This window comes from Bradyrhizobium dasycarpum, assembly GCF_042019905.1.
GTDB lineage: Bacteria > Pseudomonadota > Alphaproteobacteria > Rhizobiales > Xanthobacteraceae > Bradyrhizobium > Bradyrhizobium japonicum_B.
Window position 1 is genome coordinate 5,871,543 of record NZ_CP169574.1, and the last position, 16,878, is coordinate 5,888,420.

General features: G+C 64.2%; 19 protein-coding genes and 1 pseudogene. 12 read left to right on the plus strand and 8 right to left on the minus strand.

What is annotated here, in order from left to right; genetic code table 11:
* Nucleotides 1-4: 4 nt before the first annotated feature.
* From ACETMP_RS27985 to ACETMP_RS28005, 5 genes are all read right to left on the minus strand, one after another.
* Nucleotides 5-1,480, minus strand: a complete 1,476-nt coding sequence (locus ACETMP_RS27985) for a type II and III secretion system protein family protein (protein ID WP_375162007.1) — start codon at nucleotides 1,478-1,480, stop codon at nucleotides 5-7.
* 11 nt (nucleotides 1,481-1,491) lie between these two features.
* Nucleotides 1,492-2,292 carry a Flp pilus assembly protein CpaB gene (gene cpaB, locus ACETMP_RS27990; RefSeq protein ID WP_028138534.1) on the minus strand — a complete coding sequence of 267 codons (801 nt, stop codon included), beginning with the start codon at nucleotides 2,290-2,292 and terminating at the stop codon, nucleotides 1,492-1,494.
* A gap of 128 nt (nucleotides 2,293-2,420) precedes the next feature.
* Nucleotides 2,421-2,945, minus strand: coding sequence for a prepilin peptidase (locus tag ACETMP_RS27995; RefSeq protein ID WP_375158672.1), 525 nt, complete (start codon nucleotides 2,943-2,945; stop codon nucleotides 2,421-2,423).
* A gap of 123 nt (nucleotides 2,946-3,068) precedes the next feature.
* Nucleotides 3,069-3,215: a hypothetical protein gene (locus ACETMP_RS28000; RefSeq protein WP_375158673.1), complete on the minus strand. Its 147-nt coding sequence runs from the start codon at nucleotides 3,213-3,215 to the stop codon at nucleotides 3,069-3,071.
* Nucleotides 3,216-3,285: 70 nt separating this feature from the next.
* Nucleotides 3,286-3,450, minus strand: coding sequence for a Flp family type IVb pilin (locus ACETMP_RS28005; protein ID WP_028138532.1), 165 nt, complete (start codon nucleotides 3,448-3,450; stop codon nucleotides 3,286-3,288).
* A gap of 266 nt (nucleotides 3,451-3,716) precedes the next feature.
* Here ACETMP_RS28005 and ACETMP_RS28010 point away from each other — a divergent pair, with 266 nt between their 5' ends.
* From ACETMP_RS28010 to ACETMP_RS28025, 4 genes are all read left to right on the plus strand, one after another.
* Nucleotides 3,717-4,544, plus strand: a complete 828-nt coding sequence (locus ACETMP_RS28010) for a sterol desaturase family protein (RefSeq protein WP_375162008.1) — start codon at nucleotides 3,717-3,719, stop codon at nucleotides 4,542-4,544.
* 156 nt (nucleotides 4,545-4,700) lie between these two features.
* Nucleotides 4,701-5,198 carry a pilus assembly protein N-terminal domain-containing protein gene (locus ACETMP_RS28015; protein ID WP_028138530.1) on the plus strand — a complete coding sequence of 166 codons (498 nt, stop codon included), beginning with the start codon at nucleotides 4,701-4,703 and terminating at the stop codon, nucleotides 5,196-5,198.
* Nucleotides 5,199-5,426: 228 nt separating this feature from the next.
* The gene (locus tag ACETMP_RS28020; RefSeq protein WP_375158674.1) at nucleotides 5,427-6,002 is read left to right on the plus strand and encodes a TadE/TadG family type IV pilus assembly protein; all 576 of its coding nucleotides are present in this window, start codon (nucleotides 5,427-5,429) and stop codon (nucleotides 6,000-6,002) included.
* 23 nt (nucleotides 6,003-6,025) lie between these two features.
* Nucleotides 6,026-6,640, plus strand: coding sequence for a TadE/TadG family type IV pilus assembly protein (locus ACETMP_RS28025; RefSeq protein ID WP_375158675.1), 615 nt, complete (start codon nucleotides 6,026-6,028; stop codon nucleotides 6,638-6,640).
* A 92-nt stretch (nucleotides 6,641-6,732) separates the two neighbouring features.
* On the opposite strand, the gene ACETMP_RS28030 is transcribed toward ACETMP_RS28025, so the two are convergent.
* The 3 genes and pseudogenes from ACETMP_RS28030 to ACETMP_RS28040 form a co-directional block, all read right to left on the minus strand.
* Nucleotides 6,733-6,945, minus strand: a complete 213-nt coding sequence (locus ACETMP_RS28030) for a cold-shock protein (RefSeq protein WP_028138527.1) — start codon at nucleotides 6,943-6,945, stop codon at nucleotides 6,733-6,735.
* Between the two features lie 269 nt (nucleotides 6,946-7,214).
* The gene (gene infA / locus ACETMP_RS28035) at nucleotides 7,215-7,502 is read right to left on the minus strand and encodes a translation initiation factor IF-1 (protein WP_024340539.1); all 288 of its coding nucleotides are present in this window, start codon (nucleotides 7,500-7,502) and stop codon (nucleotides 7,215-7,217) included.
* 24 nt (nucleotides 7,503-7,526) lie between these two features.
* A pseudogene (locus tag ACETMP_RS28040) lies at nucleotides 7,527-9,114 on the minus strand (DEAD/DEAH box helicase).
* Nucleotides 9,115-9,594: 480 nt separating this feature from the next.
* Here ACETMP_RS28040 and urtA point away from each other — a divergent pair.
* From urtA to ACETMP_RS28080, 8 genes are all read left to right on the plus strand, one after another.
* Complete coding sequence (gene urtA, locus ACETMP_RS28045; protein WP_375158676.1) at nucleotides 9,595-10,923, plus strand: urea ABC transporter substrate-binding protein; 1,329 nt, start codon at nucleotides 9,595-9,597, stop codon at nucleotides 10,921-10,923.
* 84 nt (nucleotides 10,924-11,007) lie between these two features.
* Nucleotides 11,008-12,615 carry an urea ABC transporter permease subunit UrtB gene (gene urtB, locus ACETMP_RS28050; protein WP_375158677.1) on the plus strand — a complete coding sequence of 536 codons (1,608 nt, stop codon included), beginning with the start codon at nucleotides 11,008-11,010 and terminating at the stop codon, nucleotides 12,613-12,615.
* Nucleotides 12,612-13,781 (plus strand): urea ABC transporter permease subunit UrtC, encoded by a 1,170-nt coding sequence (gene urtC, locus ACETMP_RS28055; protein ID WP_375158678.1) that lies wholly within the window; start codon nucleotides 12,612-12,614, stop codon nucleotides 13,779-13,781. The genes urtB and urtC overlap by 4 nt, the downstream gene beginning before the upstream one ends.
* 6 nt (nucleotides 13,782-13,787) lie before the next feature.
* Nucleotides 13,788-14,549: an urea ABC transporter ATP-binding protein UrtD gene (gene urtD, locus ACETMP_RS28060; protein WP_375158679.1), complete on the plus strand. Its 762-nt coding sequence runs from the start codon at nucleotides 13,788-13,790 to the stop codon at nucleotides 14,547-14,549.
* Nucleotides 14,550-14,552: 3 nt separating this feature from the next.
* Nucleotides 14,553-15,248, plus strand: a complete 696-nt coding sequence (urtE, locus tag ACETMP_RS28065) for an urea ABC transporter ATP-binding subunit UrtE (protein ID WP_028138521.1) — start codon at nucleotides 14,553-14,555, stop codon at nucleotides 15,246-15,248.
* A gap of 30 nt (nucleotides 15,249-15,278) precedes the next feature.
* Complete coding sequence (locus ACETMP_RS28070; RefSeq protein WP_375158680.1) at nucleotides 15,279-16,109, plus strand: urease accessory protein UreD; 831 nt, start codon at nucleotides 15,279-15,281, stop codon at nucleotides 16,107-16,109.
* A 36-nt stretch (nucleotides 16,110-16,145) separates the two neighbouring features.
* Nucleotides 16,146-16,448 carry an urease subunit gamma gene (locus ACETMP_RS28075; RefSeq protein WP_007605424.1) on the plus strand — a complete coding sequence of 101 codons (303 nt, stop codon included), beginning with the start codon at nucleotides 16,146-16,148 and terminating at the stop codon, nucleotides 16,446-16,448.
* 112 nt (nucleotides 16,449-16,560) lie between these two features.
* On the plus strand, nucleotides 16,561-16,866 hold the full coding sequence (locus ACETMP_RS28080) for an urease subunit beta (protein WP_375158681.1): 306 nt from the start codon (nucleotides 16,561-16,563) through the stop codon (nucleotides 16,864-16,866).
* Nucleotides 16,867-16,878 lie beyond the last annotated feature (12 nt).

Genomic DNA, 16,878 nt, shown 5'->3' on the forward strand with positions numbered 1-16,878 from the left:
CGCCTCAGTCGGTAATGAAGCCGTAGGTGCCGCGGTAGTTCTTGGCCGGTTCGGTCCGGCCCGGCACGCCGTAGATGCGGTTGATGTTGCCGAGCAGCTGGGCCTGTGGATCCGCAGGCGGGGCGAAGCCGTCATCCGGCCGCGACAGGTCCTTTGGCGCCACCGCGCGAACGACATAGGGCGTCACGATCACGACCAGCTCGGTGGCGTTGTTGACGAAGTCGCGGCTGCGAAACAGCGTGCCGAGGATCGGGAGCTGCATCAGCCCGGGTAGGCCGCTGATGGCCTGCTTGGTCTGCTGCTGGATCAGGCCGGCCATCGCCATGGCGCCGCCGGAGGGAATTTCCAGCGAGGTCTCCGCGCGGCGGGTCCTGATCGAGGGCACCGTCAGCGAGTTCACCGAGGTCGAGGTCACGGCCTGCGACAGCGTGATCGCGTTCTCGTTCGAGAGCTCCGAGACCTCGGTCATCACACGCAGGCTGATCTTGCCTTCGCTCAGCACCACGGGGGTAAAGTTGAGCGAGATGCCGAACTTCTTGAAGCTGATCTGGGTGGTACAGACGTGGGTGGTGGGATCGCACGCATAGCCTGCCGGGACCGGGAATTCGCCGCCGGCGATGAACGTCGCCGATTCACCGGAGATTGCGGTCAGGTTCGGTTCGGCCAGCGTGCGGATCACGCCCGCGGTTTCCATCGCGCGCAGGGTGGCCTGCACCGACGACGAACCGCCGAAGCTCGCCGTCAAATTGTTGCCGTCCACGAGGTTCTTGCCGAGCGCCGTGAAAGGATTGGAGTTGCTGAAGTTCACCACCGACGTGCCGTAGTTGAGGCTGGCGCTCAGGTCGATGCCGAGCTGCTTGACGATGGTGCGCTGGACCTCCGCCACGGTCACCTTGAGCATGACCTGGTCGCGACCGCGCACCACGATCGAGTTCACCACCTTGTCGGCGCCGCCGGCCAGGCGCGCGGCGAGCTCGTTGGCCTGCTGCGCCTCCATCGGATTCGCCGCCGTGCCGGTCAGGACAATGCCGTCGCCGAGTCCGTCGATCTGAATGTCCGAATTGGGCAGAATCTGCTTCAGCGCGGCCCGCACGCCGTTGAGGTCGCGCTTGACCGCGATGTCATAGGCCGCAATCTGCTGACCGGCGGAATCGAAGAACACGATGTTGGTCTGGCCGACCGTGGCGCCGATGATATAGGCGCGCTGCGCCGAGCGGACCACCGCGTTGGCGATCTTGGGATCGGCGACCAGCACGTCCTTGATGTCGCGCGGCAGGTCGATCACGACGGATTTGCCGACGCCGAGCGAGAGGAAGCGCGCGTTCATCTGGCCATCCGCCGAGGCCAGGGCCCCGGGACGGTAATCGGCGGCGACCGCCGGGGTCAGGACCGGGTTGAGCGCCAGCGCCAGAGCGGCCGAAAACGACAGGGCGCGAACCGCTGAGGGTCGCATCGTCGCCAAATCCGCCCTGCGCTTCATATCGACTGTCTTCATCGTACTTTCGCCGTCTGACTTGGAATGCCGTAGCGAATGATCGAAACACCGTCCCGCTTCTGCGCGGAATCATCGAGCGTGATTTCGCTCATCTTGACGTCGACGATGCTGCGCAGCGCCAGTGACAGCGTGCCGCTCTGGCGGGCTGCGGAGAGTGTCGCGGTCTGCGCCGGATTGAGCTCGAGGGTGACGGTCTTGCCGACCACCGCGTTCTGGCCGTCCTTTTCCTTTGGCGCCTGGTCGATGGCGAGGACTCGGATATTGGCCAGGATGATCTCGGAGGTGACGATGTCGGGGGCGCCGTTGTTCTGGTCCGGGTTTTTCAGCCGGCGGGTCAGCAGGACGTCGACCCGATCGTTGGGCAGGATGAAGCCGCCTGCGCCGGTCTCCGGCGAGATCTCGGTCGAGATCGCCCGCATGCCGGTGGGCAGGATTGCAGCCATGAAACCGGAGCCTTCGGCCTTGACCAGCTTCTGGTCGCGGATCGGCTCACCTTGAATGAACGGGGCGCGCGCGATCGAACCGGTGACCTGGGTCGCGCCCTCGGGACGCTCGTTGCGGCGGATGAAGGTGGCGCTGGCGGTCGCGGCCGGCCAGGTCTGCCATTGCACGTCTTCCGGCTTCACGGTCTGGCCGAGGCCGATGTCGTTCTTGGCCACGAGGACGTCGACGGTCGGAAGCTGTGCGACCGGAGCCGCCGGAGGCGGCGCAGATTGGTCCGAGCCGCTCGCCAGGTACGCGGCGACGCCGCCGGCGCTGATGGCGACCGCCAGGACGACAATGCGTGCCCTATTCATACGCTTCACTTTCCAACAAGACGCCGCGACGCTGCCGCCGCCGTAATCGGCAGTTGACCAGCTATTCGTCAAAGCATGGTTAATGAGGCGTATCTAAATCGCCTTAACGCCGGGTTTACCCGGTGCGTTCAGCGCAGTGCGAGGTGAGCGAGGTCGATCGCCTTCACCCATTCGGTCTCGGAGTAGACCATCAGCGCGCTCAGCGCGAGCGCGATGCCGTAGGGGATGCCGCTCTCCTTGGCGTGCAGCCGCGCGAGCCAGGCCTGACCCGCCAGCCCGTAAGGCAGCGGCCATTGCCGGAACTGGAGCAGGAGCAGCGTCAGCGCACCGCCGAACAGCGAGGCGTAGAGCAGGAAGTTCATCAGATGCGCGAACCCGAACCAGAGCGCGACGGAGGCCGCGACCTTGGCATCGCCGCCACCGACCCAGCCCATCGCAAAGCAGGTGAAGGCTATGACGAGCAGGAGCGCGCCGGCGCCGACATGGCTCAGCATCTCGTAAGGTGCCATGCCACCGGCAAGCGCGAGCGCGAAGAAGCCTGCGACCAACGCCAGCGACACGCGATTGGAGATCGTCATCGTGAACAGATCGCTCGCGGCGGCGAACGCCATCAGGGCAGGGAAGAGCAGAAGGCGCGCAAGGTCGAGGATCATGGGCTGCGTCTTGAGGCCTGGGTTTGCCGCGGAAACTGGCGTCGCCGGATTCTAGCCGGCAGTGCTAAACAAACCGACAACGGCCGCGAGGGGCATGCAGGGCCGAAGCTGCGGATAGCGTCCTTACCAGAGGCTGGCAATGCGCGCGGCGAGCGCGACAGTCGCAAGCAGCAGCGCAAGGCAGACCCAATAGACCGGCGAGCCGGTCTGCGCCGCAGCTGCCTCGTCTGCCGCGACCGCGGCACCAGTTCTGGACTCACGCAACGCCACTGGAACTCGCCGTCCTTGGAAAAACAAAGGCCCCGGAGGTCCGGGGCTTTTGCCGTCGTCCGTCTGTTGCTTACTTCAGCCCGGTGCTGATCGAGGTGAACTTGGTGTTCAGCGTGCTGCCGAGGCTGTTGACGACGGTGATGATGGCCAGCGCGATGCCGGCGGCGATCAGACCGTATTCGATGGCGGTTGCGCCGGATTCATCCTTCGCGAAACGCGCAATCAGGCTCTTCATGAACAAAACTCCATTCGGGTGGGATCGCCTCGTTCGGCGCTGTCTTTGACCCGATGAGCATGTGAGCCGAGCTCTTTCGGTACAGTTAATCCGATCGCGTAAACCCGCGTCCGGCGCGATGCTTTCGTCCAGAGTGAATTTCGCCTTAAAGCCGCGGCTTCAATTTCGGTTCCAGATGCGTCGCCGGCACGGCGGCCACTTCACCCTCCCTTAAATTTCACGGAGTAGGCGTAAGAGAGGACCGGAATTCGCGGAGAGAGGCGATGATGTCGAGCCTGCCCATGCAAGTCGCCCTGATGCTCGGCGAGACCATCGCGAAGTTGCTCCCCGTCACCTTCGTGCTCGCAGCGGTCTTCACCGTGCTCGAGCATTTGTGGGCCTGCAACCCCGGCGCCCCGTGGTGGCGCAAGCGGGAGATCATCACCGACATCTGCTATTGGTTCTTCGTTCCGGTGTTCGCCCGCACCATGCGGATCGGACTTCTGATCGTCGGCGCCGCCGTCGTCTTCAACATCCACGACGCCGATGAGCTCATCGCCTTCTACGACAACGGCCATGGGCCGCTGGCGCAGCTGCCACTGTGGGTACAGGCGCTGCTGTTCCTGGTGCTGTCCGATTTCATGCTGTACTGGATCCACCGGTTCTTCCATGACGGCGGTTTCTGGAAGTACCACGCCATCCATCATTCGTCCGAGGAAATCGGGTGGATTTCGGCGGCCCGCTTCCATCCGATCAATCTCCTGCTCGGGACGATCAGCGTCGACGTCGTGTTGCTGATGGCCGGCATTTCCCCGAACATCATGCTCTGGGTCGGCCCGTTCACCACCTTCCATTCGGCTTTCGTGCACGCCAATCTGAACTGGACCTTCGGACCGTTCAAATATCTGCTGGCAACGCCGGTGTTCCACCGCTGGCACCACACGTCGCTCACGGAAGGCGGCAACACGAATTTCGCCGGGACGTTCCCGGTCTGGGACGTGCTGTTCGGCACTTTCCGCATGCCGGAGGGGCGGCTGCCGCAGGATTACGGCAAGGACGAAGCGGCCATACCGAAGGAGATCGGGGGTCAATTGGCCTATCCGTTCCGCCATTAGGGTGGGAAAATCGGCGGTAAATCTCGAGTACGTTCAAACAATCGTCGGCGAGTTTGCGGAACGTTCACAAATTAAGGGCAGGTTAGCCGGGTCGGGCACCGGCTCCGCTGTTAGCTGTTCGCTTCTGCCGGTTTGTGACGTCCCGGGAGTATGAGTATGCGTAAGGAATTGCTGCGCCGTCATGCGCGGGTCTGTCTTCTGGTTGCTGCCGCAGTGCTGGCATCGCCGGCTGCCGGCCTCGCCGAACCGACCGCCGACACCATCGCCGTCAACGTCGACCAGGCCAAGCTGGTGCGGCTGCCCGGCAAGGTGGCGACCATCGTGGTCGGAAATCCCCTGATCGCCGACGTCACGCTCCAGCCCGGCGGCATGATCGTCGTGACCGGCAAGGGCTACGGTGCCACCAATTTCATTGCGCTCGACCGGGGCGGCGAGATTCTGGTCGACCGCCAGATTCAGGTCGAAGGCCCGAGCGACCGGCTCGTCACCGTCTATCGCGGGATCGAGCGCGAGTCCTACAGCTGCATGCCGCTCTGCCAGCGTCGGGTGACGCTCGGCGACAGCGACACCTACTTCAACAACACCATGAACCAGGCCGGTTCGCTGAGCAGCAGTGCCAGCGGCAACGCCGGTGCGGCCACCAAGTCCAACTAGCCGAATCGATTGGCGGCTTCGCGCCGGGTGGATCGCCTGATCCGCCCGGGCGCTTGCGCATGCCAGCGACGTCCCTCTGCGCGTCATCCTTGGGTGCCGCCGGCGCGCTGGGTTAACGCATCCTTAACCGACCGCTTCGCGCAGCGTGAATCGCCTGCAACACTTAAACAATCAGTTTTAGCTATTGAACGAAGCAGATGATCGCCCGCTGCTGGGGAATTTGACGCGATGCCTGCGCCTACGAGATTCACGCTCCGGAAAGCGCTATGCCGGTTTCGTGGCAGCCGCCGCGGCTCCGCCGCGGTCGAGTTCGCGCTGGTCGCTCCGATCTTCTTCGGGCTGCTGTTCGCCATCATCGAGACCGCGTTGGTGTTTTTCGCAGGGCAGGTGCTCGAGACCATCACCCAGAATTCGGCGCGCGCGATCCTGACCGGTCAGGCGCAAGCGCAGGGCGGCTCTGTGGCGGCCTGTCAGACGGTGCCCAACGTGGTCTCGGCGTGCGATCAGACCACGTTCAAGGCCTATGTCTGCACCCAGATCCCGGCGCTGTTCGATTGCAGCAAGCTTTACGTCGACGTGGTCAGCACCAGTTCCTTCACGGCGCTGAGCCTCACCAATTACGGCGATTCCTGCACCTTCAATCCGGCCGGCGTGCAATATAATCCCGGCACCTCCAGCCAGGTCGTCGTGGTGCGGCTGTTCTATCAATGGCCGCTCTTCGTCACCGGCCTCGGCTACAACATCGGCTGCAGCAACAAGCGGCTGCTGGTGGCGACCGCAGCCTTCAAGAACGAACCCTTCTGAGGCAGATGGATCTGGGCGGGCCAATGCAGGCGATTGCGAACTTCCTGGGGAATGCCCGCTGCTCGGCGCGCGACTTCGTCGCCGACACGCGCGCGCTCGCGGCGACCGAATTCGCGGTCATCGTCCCGCTGATGCTGGTGATGTTCTTCGGCACCGTCGAATTCTCGTCGGCGGTGGCGATCGATCGCAAGGTCACGTTGATCGCACGGACGCTGTCCGATCTGACGTCGCAGTCGACGACGCTTGCCGACGCCGACATGCAGAACACGTTCACGGCGAGCATTTCGATCGTGATGCCGTACGACGCCACGCTCGTGAAAGGCTCGATCTCCCAGATCTATATCGATGCCGACAAGATTGCCACGGTGCAGTGGAGCAAGGCCGGCACCATCGCGAGCGGCGCGACGCAAGCGACGCTGGCGACCTCGGGCCGGAAGGCCGGCGACAAGGTGACCAACGAGATTCCGCCGACGCTGCTGATTCCGTCGACCTATCTCATCCTCAGCGAGGCGAGCTACACTTACACGCCGTCGGTGGGCTACGTGTTGAAGTCGAACATACCGCTGAAAGATCTGTCCTACACGCGGCCGCGCCAGGCCACTTGCGTTCAATACAACAACGTGCCGTCCTCGTGCTGACGCTCCCGAGGGGGCCTGAAAATGAAAAAGGCCGTGCGTTGCGCACGGCCTTTCTTGCTTCTTGCGAGCCGATCGGGCGAGGCCCGGCGGGTTCAGCCTGCGGCGCGGAGGTTGTCCGCTGCCGACTTGCCGGAACGGCGGTCGGCCACGATCTCGTAGGAGATCTTCTGACCTTCGCGCAGCGTGCCGAGGCCCGCACGTTCCACAGCGCTGATGTGGACGAACACGTCCTGGCCGCCGTCGTCGGGCTGAATGAAGCCGAAGCCTTTGGTCGCGTTAAACCACTTCACGGTTCCCATGCTCACGGGGGTAGTCCCTTCTCAGATAACACAATGTGACAGCCTGCTCGCGCAGGCCAGTTAGATCGAATTTTTGGAAGGGTCGTCAGCGTGTCTGAACCGGCTGTACCGGTGGATGCTAATGTCGTCCGGCCGAAAATCGATAAATTCCTTTTATCGGAATTGCAGCGTCAAAACAATCCAGCCGCGCACGATTTTTTGATCCGCCGTGGTGTTCACGGCGGACCAATGGAAGCTGGGGAATTTTAGTGCCGTGGTCGGGCGCCGCCGCTCGACTAGCGACGACGGAACTGGCCGCCGCGCTGTCCGGGACGGGGCGGTCCGCCGGCCGTGCTGGGACGCTCATCCTTGTGGCGGAAAATCAGCCGGCCCTTCTCGAGGTCATAAGGCGACATCTCCACCGTCACGCGGTCGCCCGCCAGGGTCTTAATGCGGTTCTTCTTCATCTTGCCGGCGGTATAGGCAACGATCTCGTGTCCGGCGTCGAGCTGCACGCGGTAGCGGGCGTCGGGGAGGATTTCGGTGACCAGTCCTTCGAACTGGATCAGCTCTTCCTTAGCCATGTGGGTGTCTCCAGTCGTAGACTGTTAGTTCGAATGAGGATTGCGGTTCGGTCGGCCGTTGGGGCGGCTCTCGCGACGCAAAAAGGCAACGCCTTGTATTCCATCAGGCTTGCCGGCGCTATGCGCTGGACGCTGTTCCGACCGATCGGCGGGTGAGGAGTTCATCCTACCACCAGGACCACGGCCGCGGCGAGACCCCTTGGAGGCCTTGTGGCCTTCTCCCGGCCTGCCATCAACAGGTCTGCCCTCGCCATGACGTCCTTCGCCGGACCGTGCGTCGGCCGGCCTGCCGGCGCTGTGATGACGTCCGTCAGCATGCCGTTCGTCGCCACGCCGTCCGTCGCCGTGCCGGGCGCCCTGCTGACGCTGGCCCGGGCGGCCACCCGGTCGGCCCTGCCGTTGCTGCGGCGGGGGAGGACCGGCGTCGCGGCGACCGGCATCGGTGCGGTGGTCTTCGCGCGGCAACGCCACGCGGATCAGCCGCTCGATGTCGCGGAGATAGCTGAGCTCCTCGCCGCCGGCCACCAGCGAGATCGCGGTGCCCTCGGCGCCGGCGCGCGCGGTGCGGCCGATGCGGTGGACATAGGTTTCCGGCACGTTGGGCAGGTCGAAATTGATGACGTGGCTGATGCCGTCGACGTCGATGCCGCGGGCGGCGATGTCGGTGGCGACCAGGGTGCGGATCTCGCCCGAGCGGAACTGGGCCAGCGTGCGCTCGCGATGGTTCTGCGACTTGTTGCCGTGGATGGCGCTGGCAGGGATGCCGGCCTTCTCGAGGCGACTTCACCACCTTGTCGGCGCCGTGCTTGGTGCGGGTGAAGACCAGTGCGCGGTTGACCGGCTCATCCTTCAGAAGCTTGGTCAGGAACGCCGGTTTGGCGGAGAAGTCGACCTGGACGATGCGCTGGTTGATCCGCTCGGCGGTCGAGGACACCGGGGTCACCGCGACGCGTGCGGGGTCGCGCAGCATGGCGTCGGCGAGCTCGGCGATGTCCTTCGGCATGGTGGCCGAGAAGAACAGCGTCTGCCGCTTGATCGGCAGCTTGGCGACGATTTTGCGGATATCGTTGATGAAGCCCATGTCGAGCATGCGGTCGGCCTCGTCCAGCACGAGGAACTCGACGTTCGAAAGCTTCAATCCGTTGCTCTGCACGAGGTCGAGCAGGCGCCCGGGGGTGGCGACCAGCACATCGACGCCCTGCATCAGGGCGCGGACCTGGCGGCCCATCGGCACGCCGCCGATGGCCAGCGTCGAGGCGAGGCGCAGGTGGCGGCCATAGGCGTTGAAGCTGTCGAGGATCTGGCCGGACAGTTCGCGGGTGGGCGACAGCACCAGCACCCGGCAGGTCTTGGGCTGCGGCTTGATGCGATGCTCGAGCAGGCGGTGCAGGATCGGCAGCGCGAACGAGGCGGTCTTGCCGGTGCCGGTCTGGGCGATGCCGACGACGTCGCGCCCGGTCAGCGCGATCGGGATGGTCTGGGCCTGGATGGGGGTGGGAGTGACGTAGTTCTCTTCGGCGAGAGCACGCGCGATCGGTTCGGCGAGGCCGAAATCCTGAAACGAAGTCAAAAGGTGGGTTCTTTCCATGTCAAAAGCGGGCGCCCGGCGCATTCGGCGCGGCGCGCGCAAAAGGGTGTCGAGAAGACACCTGCGTGTTTAGGGTGTCGGATGGCTTGGGAGATATGGGGCAAGCCAGACGCCCGGAGGGGCTTAAGAACACGCGGCTCGCAACGACCTCTTGATTCGCAAGAGGTCTCGGCTGCTCATATGGAACATCCAAGGGGCGCTTTCAAGGCAGGCTGGCGCGAAATGGCGATTGCAGTGCAGAAATAGTTATGCCGGAAATTTAGCCAGGCGGGGGAATTTGCTTAAAAAATGACCAGCCTGCCGCTTTGGCATACATTTCAGTTGCCCAAGATTTAAGCGGTTCGCTCGTCGTCAGACTCCGTTTTCTCGAATTTTTCATAGCAAAATCAATTAATTGGTCGGTGTTCAGCCCATGGCATGGTTCTTGCGAATCCATTAATCGCAGGCGGCCGTGGGGCCGTTTCGCAGCGTTTTTCACGTCTGCGTCAGGGAGATGAGACACTCATGCTTAGCAAATCTACTCACGATATAGCGGCATCATTTAGCCGCCGCGGCGTGCTCGCCGCGACCGCCGGACTGATGCTCGGTCTGGCTTCATTGACTGGCGCGAAGGCCGCGGACGACACCATCAAGGTCGGCGTGCTGCACTCTCTGTCCGGCACCATGGCGATCAGCGAAACCACGCTGAAGGACACCATCCTCTTCCTGATCGACGAGCAGAACAAGAAGGGCGGCGTTCTCGGCAAGAAGCTCGAAGCCGTCGTCGTCGACCCCGCGTCGAACTGGCCGCTGTTCGCCGAGAAGGCGCGCGAGTTGATCACCAAGGACAAGGTCGCGGTCGTGTTCGGCTGCTGGACCTCGGTCTCGCGCAAGTCGGTGCTCCCGGTCTTCAAGGAGCTGAACAACATCCTGTTCTACCCCGTGCAGTACGAGGGTGAGGAGAGCGAGCGCAACGTGTTCTACACGGGTGCGGCGCCGAACCAGCAGGCGATCCCCGCCGTCGACTATCTGATGAAGGAAGAGAAGGTGAAGCGCTGGGTGCTCGCGGGCACCGACTACGTCTATCCGCGCACCACCAACAAGATCCTGGAAGCCTATCTCAAGTCCAAGGGTGTCGCCCAGGACGACATCATGATCAACTACACGCCGTTCGGTCACTCCGACTGGCAGACGATCGTGGCCGACATCAAGAAGTTCGGCTCGGCCGGCAAGAAGACCGCGGTGGTCTCGACCATCAACGGCGATGCCAACGTTCCCTTCTACAAGGAGCTCGGCAACCAGGGCATCAAGGCGAAGGACATCCCGGTGGTGGCGTTCTCGGTCGGTGAGGAAGAGCTCGCCGGCATCGACACCAAGCCGCTGGTCGGCCATCTCGCCGCCTGGAACTACTTCCAGTCGATCAAGACCAAGGACGGATCGAACGAGAAGTTCATCAAGGACTGGCAGGCCTACACCAAGAATCCGAAGCGCGTGACCAACGATCCGATGGAAGCGCATGTGATCGGCTTCGCCATGTGGGTGAAGGCGGTCGAGAAGGTGAAGTCGACCGATCCGGACAAGGTGATCGACGCGCTTCCCGGCATCGAAGCGCCGAACCTGACCGGCGGCGTGTCGAAGATGCTGCCGAACCACCACATCACCAAGCCGGTGTTCATCGGCGAGATCAAGGGCAACGGCCAGTTCGACGTGGTCTGGAAGACTCCCGGCCTCGTCGCGGGCGATGCCTGGTCGAAGGAGCTCGACGGCTCCAAGGACCTGGTCGGCGACTGGGTCGGCAAGAAGTGCGGCAACTTCAACACCAAGACCAACAAGTGCCTCGGTTCCGGCTCCTGATCCGGATCTGACATTGCATTGCACGACCGGAGAAGGCGGCGATCCCGCCGCCTTCTCCACCCATTTCCGCCGGGGTCATTCACAGTGCCAGCCTATTTGTCCGCGCGCCTCTGCTCGCTTGCGCTCTCGTTGTTGCTGATCGCGTTTGCGCTGCCGGCCTTCGCCGGTCCGTTCGAGGACGGAGTCGCCAAATTCGCCAATGACGATTTCTCCGACACGGAAGAGGCGATCGGCGCAGTTGCGAGCAGCGGCAACAAGCTGGCCTTCCCCATCATCAGCGCGCTCCAGGACGGCCGGTTGATGGCCGATCCGGACAGCAAGAAGGTTTACGTCACCGGCACCGACGGCAAGTCGATCGACGCCGCGACCGGCGAGGCGGTGGCCAGCGTTCCCGATAGCGCGAGCGCGGTGCGCCTCAACAATCGTCTGCGCCGCAGCGTCGATGCCGCGCTCGGCGGCCTGACGCTGCAATCGCCGGATGTCGGAACGCGCCTGCAGGCCGCGCAATCGGTCTTCAAGTCGCATGAGGAGACGGCGCTCGATGCGGTCGATGCCGCGCTCGCCAAGGAAGGCAACAGAGCGGTCAAGACGGCCCTCGGCGAGGCTCGCGCCGCCATCCTGCTGTTCAAGTCCGATGCGACCGAGGTCGAGAAGCTCGAGGCCGTGGCCACGCTCAAGGCGCGCGGCGACCAGGACGCGATGGCGCTGCTCACCGGCATGGGCGACCAGCCGGCCTCGGTGACCAAGGCGGCCGCGAGCGCGATCGGCTCGATCCAGAGTTCGCTCGCGGTCTGGTCCATGGTGCAGAACGCCTGGTACGGCCTCTCGCTCGGCTCGGTGTTGCTGCTCGCCGCGATCGGGCTCGCGATCACCTTCGGCGTGATGGGCGTGATCAACATGGCGCATGGCGAGATGGTGATGCTCGGGGCCTACACCACCTTCGTGGTGCAGGAGGTGATCCGCACCCGCTATCCCGGCCTGTTCGACTATTCGCTGCTGATCGCCGTGCCGCTCGCCTTCCTCGTCGCCGGCGCGATCGGCGTCTTGATCGAGCGCAGCATCATCCGCTTCCTCTACGGTCGTCCGCTGGAGACGCTGCTTGCGACCTGGGGCCTCTCGCTGGTGCTGCAGCAGGCGGTGCGCACCATGTTCGGCCCGACCAACCGCGAGGTCGGCAATCCCTCCTGGATGAGCGGTGCGTTCGAGCTCGGCCAGATCACCATCACCTATAACCGGCTCTGGATCCTGCTCTTTACGCTTGCCGTGTTCGCGATCCTGCTCGCGATGCTGCGCTACACCGCGCTGGGCCTCGAGATGCGCGCGGTGACGCAGAACCGCCGCATGGCGGCCTCGATGGGCATCGCGACCTCGCGCGTCGACGCTCTGACCTTCGGTCTCGGTTCGGGCATTGCCGGTATCGCCGGGGTGGCGCTGTCGCAGATCGACAATGTCAGCCCCAATCTCGGCCAGAGCTACATCATCGACAGCTTCATGGTCGTGGTGTTCGGCGGGGTCGGCAATCTCTGGGGCACGCTGGTCGGCGCCTTCACGCTCGGCATCGCCAACAAGTTCCTGGAGCCGGTCGCCGGCGCCGTGCTCGGCAAGATCGCCATCCTGGTCCTGATCATCCTGTTCATTCAAAAGCGCCCGCGCGGCCTGTTCGCGCTCAAGGGCCGTGCGGTGGAAGCATGACCCCTCACATGCTGACACGATCGCTGGATCGCAGCGCGACGATCTTCCTTGCCGTCGTCGCGGCCTGCGGCATCCTCATCCCGCTCTCCAACCTGCTGCTGCCCGCGGGCTCGTTCCTGCAGGTGCCGACCTATCTGGTCGCGCTCTGGGGCAAGTATGTCTGCTACGCGATCCTGGCGCTGTCGATCGACCTGATCTGGGGCTATTGCGGCATCCTATCGCTCGGCCACGGCGCTTTCTTTGCGCTCGGCGGCTATGCGATGGGCATGTACCTGATGCGGCAGATCGGCACCCGTGGCGTCTACGGCAATCCGATCCTGCCGGATTTCATGGTGTTCCTGAACTATTCGAAGCTGCCCTGGTACTGGTACGGCTTCGACATGTTCTGGTTCGCGGCGCTGATGGTGCTGGTCGTGCCGGGGCTGCTCGCCTTCTGCTTCGGCTGGCTCGCCTTCCGCTCCCGCGTCACCGGCGTATACCTGTCGATCATCACGCAGGCGATGACCTATGCGCTGCTGCTCGCCTTCTTCCGCAACGATTTCGGCTTCGGCGGCAACAACGGCCTGACCGACTTCAAGGACATCCTCGGCTTCAACGTTCAGGCCGAAGGGACGCGCGCTGCCTTGTTTGCGTTGAGCTGCCTGGCATTGATCGCCGGCTTCCTGATCTGCCGCGCCATCGTCTCGTCGAAGCTCGGCAAGGTGCTGATCGCGGTGCGCGACGCGGAATCGCGCACGCGATTCCTCGGCTACCGGGTCGAATCCTACAAGCTGTTCGTGTTCACGGTGTCGGCCTGCATGGCCGGCGTCGCCGGCGCGCTCTACGTGCCGCAGGTCGGTATCATCAATCCATCCGAGTTCGCGCCGGGCAATTCGATCGAGGCGGTGATCTGGGTCGCGGTCGGCGGCCGCGGCACGCTGGTCGGCGCCGCGCTCGGCGCCGTCGTCGTCAACTATGCCAAGACGTTCTTCACCTCGGGCGTGCTCGCGCCGTATTGGCTGTTCATGCTGGGCGCGTTGTTCATCCTGGTGACGCTGCTGCTGCCCAAGGGCATCGTCGGCACGTTCAACGCCTGGTGGGATCATTCCAAGGAAAAGCGCAACGCCGCGACCGTGGCGAGCGCCGCGGCCGAGGACGGTGTCACCGAACCCAAGATGGCGGAGTAGGCGCACATGAACGTCATGGACAGCCGCACCACGTCCGCAATGCTCTATCTCGACGGCGTGCACGTCTCGTTCGACGGCTTCCACGCCATCAACAATCTGTCGCTGACGCTCGAGCCCGGCGAGATGCGCGCCATCATCGGTCCGAACGGCGCCGGCAAGACCACGATGATGGACATCATCACCGGCAAGACCAAGCCTGACGAGGGGACGGTTCTGTTCGACGGCGTCACCGATCTGACGCGGCTCGACGAGACCCGCATCGCCGAGCTCGGCATCGGCCGCAAATTCCAGAAACCGACCGTGTTCGAGAGCCAGACCGTGCAGGACAACCTCCTGCTCGCGCTGAACGTCGACCACAGCGTCAAGGGCACGCTGTTCTGGCGCGGCAGCAGGGCCGAGTCCGAGCGCATCGACAAGGTTCTGGAGACGATCCGCCTCACCGACGCCCGCAACCGCCTTGCCGGCAGCCTCAGCCACGGCCAGAAGCAATGGCTGGAGATCGGCATGCTGCTGGCGCAGGATCCCAAGCTGCTGCTCGTCGACGAGCCCGTCGCGGGGATGACCGACGTCGAGACGCATCTCACCGCCGAGCTGCTGAAGGAGATCAACAAGACCCACACCGTGATGGTGGTCGAGCACGACATGACCTTCGTGCGCGAGCTTGGCGTCAAGGTCACCTGCCTGCACGAGGGCACGGTGCTGGCGGAAGGAACCATCGACCAGGTCTCGTCCAACGAGCGGGTCATCGAAGTTTATCTGGGGCGCTGAGCGATGCTTGAGGTCAAGAACATCAACCTGTTCTACGGCGCCGCCCAGGCGTTGCGCGGCGTCTCGATCTCGGCCGAGCCGGGCAAGGTCACCTGCGTGCTCGGCCGCAACGGCGTCGGCAAGACCTCGCTGCTGCGGGCGATGGTCGGCCAATATCCGATCGCCTCGGGCGCCATCATGCTCGACGGCAGTGACATCACCGGCCTGAAGCCCTATGAGCGCGCCCGCAAGGGCATCGGCTTCGTGCCGCAGGGCCGCGAGATCTTCCCGCTGCTGACGGTCGAGGAGAACCTCAAGACCGGCTTCGGCCCGCTCAAGCGCGAGGACAAGCACATTCCGGACGACGTGTTCTCGCTGTTTCCGGTGCTGCAATCCATGCTGGGCCGGCGCGGCGGCGACCTCTCCGGCGGCCAGCAGCAGCAGCTCGCGATCGGCCGCGCGCTGGTGATGCGGCCGAAGCTGCTGCTGCTGGACGAGCCCACCGAGGGCATCCAGCCCTCGATCATCAAGGACATCGGCCGCGCCATCTCGTACCTGCGCAACCTCGGCAACATCGCCATCGTGCTGGTCGAACAATATCTCGACTTTGCCTGCGAACTCGGCGACAGTTTCGCGGTGATGGATCGCGGCGCGGTGAAGTTCACCTGCGACCGCGCCAACCTCGACGCGAGCGAGATCAGCCGCCAGATGGCGCTGTAGACTATCTGCCGCGACCGGCTGGGGAGACGGATGCGCAGCGACACTTTGACGACATCTTCTGTGTTCGAGGCCAACCGCGCCCGCGGCGCCGTGCGCTTCGACGTGCACGGCCGCGAGGGCGTGACGCGGCGCGGCGCCTTGCATGAATCCGGCTCGCTCCGCGTCCGCTTTCCCTCGCCGGAAGATCAGGGCCTGTCCGGCGTGTTCGTCAACACGGCCGGCGGCGTTGCAGGCGGCGACAGTTTCGATATCGACGTCACGGCGGGCCGAGGCTCGCGCCTGACGCTGACGACGGCGGCCGCCGAAAAGGTCTATCGCGCACCGGGGCCGGCAGCGCAGCTCAATATCGCTTTGCAGATCGGCGCGGGGGCGCATCTGTCCTGGCTGCCGCAGGAAACCATCCTGTTCGACCGCGCCCGGGTGCAGCGCCGTTTCGACATCGCGCTCGACGAGGCTGCCTCGCTCCTGCTCTGCGAGATCGTCGTGTTCGGCCGCACCGCCATGGGCGAGCGGATGGAGCAGGGCGAGTTCGTCGACCGCTGGCGGCTGAGGCATGGCGGCAGGCTGGTATTCGCCGAGACCGTCCGGCTCGACGGCAACATCGGCGCAAAGCTCGCGCGATCGGCCATTGCCAAAGGCGGCGCCGCGATCGGCACCGCCCTGATCGTGCCCGGCGACGAGGCCCTGGTCGAGCGCATCCGCGAAGCGTCGGAATCCTTCGCCGGCGAGGTCGGAATCTCGGCCTGGAATGGCTTTGCAATGGCGCGGTTCTGTGCCCAAGATGCGGTGGCCTTGCGCGCCGACATGATGGCAGTGCTGGGGCGCACCGGCGCGGCCCTGCCGCGGCTCTGGCTGAATTGAATGCTGAACTGACGAGTTGAACGGAAGAGATTCTGCATGAACCTGTCTCCCCGCGAAAAGGACAAGCTTCTGATCTCGATGGCGGCGATCGTGGCCCGCCGGCGGCTGGATCGCGGCGTCAAGCTCAACCATCCCGAGGCGATCGCCATCATCTCCGACTTCATCCTGGAAGGGGCGCGCGACGGCCGCACCGTCGCCGAACTGATGCAATCCGGCGCGCAGGTCTTGACCCGCGACCAGGTGATGCCGGGAATTCCCGAGATGATCCACGACATCCAGGTCGAGGCGACGTTTCCTGACGGCACCAAGCTCGTCACCGTGCACGAGCCGATCCGGTAATCTGAATTCGTCATTCCGGGGCGCCGGCAGGGCGAGCCCGGAATCCCGAGATTGTTGATCGAGATTCCGGGTTCTCGCTGCGCGAGCCCCGGAATGACAGAGGAAGACAGACATGATCCCCGGCGAACTCTTCATCCAGGACGGCGAGATCGAGCTCAATGCCGGCCGCAAGACCGTGACGCTGACGGTGGCCAACACCGGCGACCGCCCGATCCAGGTCGGCTCGCACTACCATTTCTTCGAAACCAATCCCGCGTTGAAGTTCGACCGGAAGAAAGCCCGCGGCATGCGCCTCGACATCGCCGCCGGCACCGCCGTCCGCTTCGAGCCCGGCCAGACCCGCGACGTGCAACTCGTCGCCTTGGCGGGCAAGAAGACGATCTACGGCTTCCGCGGGGACGTCATGGAAAAGCTGTGATCGTAAGCTGAG

Excerpts from the sequence above, each read along its gene's own strand:
- ACETMP_RS28070 (WP_375158680.1), top strand. The coding sequence starts at position 15,279 with ATGCGCAGCGACACTTTGACGACATCTTCTGTGTTCGAGGCCAACCGC.
- urtC (WP_375158678.1), top strand. The coding sequence starts at position 12,612 with ATGACCCCTCACATGCTGACACGATCGCTGGATCGCAGCGCGACGATC.
- urtE (WP_028138521.1), top strand. The coding sequence starts at position 14,553 with ATGCTTGAGGTCAAGAACATCAACCTGTTCTACGGCGCCGCCCAGGCG.
- ACETMP_RS27995 (WP_375158672.1), bottom strand. The coding sequence starts at position 2,945 with ATGATCCTCGACCTTGCGCGCCTTCTGCTCTTCCCTGCCCTGATGGCG.
- ACETMP_RS27985 (WP_375162007.1), bottom strand. The coding sequence starts at position 1,480 with ATGAAGCGCAGGGCGGATTTGGCGACGATGCGACCCTCAGCGGTTCGC.
- ACETMP_RS28020 (WP_375158674.1), top strand. The coding sequence starts at position 5,427 with ATGCCTGCGCCTACGAGATTCACGCTCCGGAAAGCGCTATGCCGGTTT.
- urtA (WP_375158676.1), top strand. The coding sequence starts at position 9,595 with ATGCTTAGCAAATCTACTCACGATATAGCGGCATCATTTAGCCGCCGC.
- ACETMP_RS28080 (WP_375158681.1), top strand. The coding sequence starts at position 16,561 with ATGATCCCCGGCGAACTCTTCATCCAGGACGGCGAGATCGAGCTCAAT.
- ACETMP_RS28010 (WP_375162008.1), top strand. The coding sequence starts at position 3,717 with ATGTCGAGCCTGCCCATGCAAGTCGCCCTGATGCTCGGCGAGACCATC.
- ACETMP_RS28025 (WP_375158675.1), top strand. The coding sequence starts at position 6,026 with ATGCAGGCGATTGCGAACTTCCTGGGGAATGCCCGCTGCTCGGCGCGC.
- cpaB (WP_028138534.1), bottom strand. The coding sequence starts at position 2,292 with ATGAATAGGGCACGCATTGTCGTCCTGGCGGTCGCCATCAGCGCCGGC.
- ACETMP_RS28005 (WP_028138532.1), bottom strand. The coding sequence starts at position 3,450 with ATGAAGAGCCTGATTGCGCGTTTCGCGAAGGATGAATCCGGCGCAACC.
- urtD (WP_375158679.1), top strand. The coding sequence starts at position 13,788 with ATGAACGTCATGGACAGCCGCACCACGTCCGCAATGCTCTATCTCGAC.
- ACETMP_RS28075 (WP_007605424.1), top strand. The coding sequence starts at position 16,146 with ATGAACCTGTCTCCCCGCGAAAAGGACAAGCTTCTGATCTCGATGGCG.
- infA (WP_024340539.1), bottom strand. The coding sequence starts at position 7,502 with ATGGCTAAGGAAGAGCTGATCCAGTTCGAAGGACTGGTCACCGAAATC.
- ACETMP_RS28015 (WP_028138530.1), top strand. The coding sequence starts at position 4,701 with ATGCGTAAGGAATTGCTGCGCCGTCATGCGCGGGTCTGTCTTCTGGTT.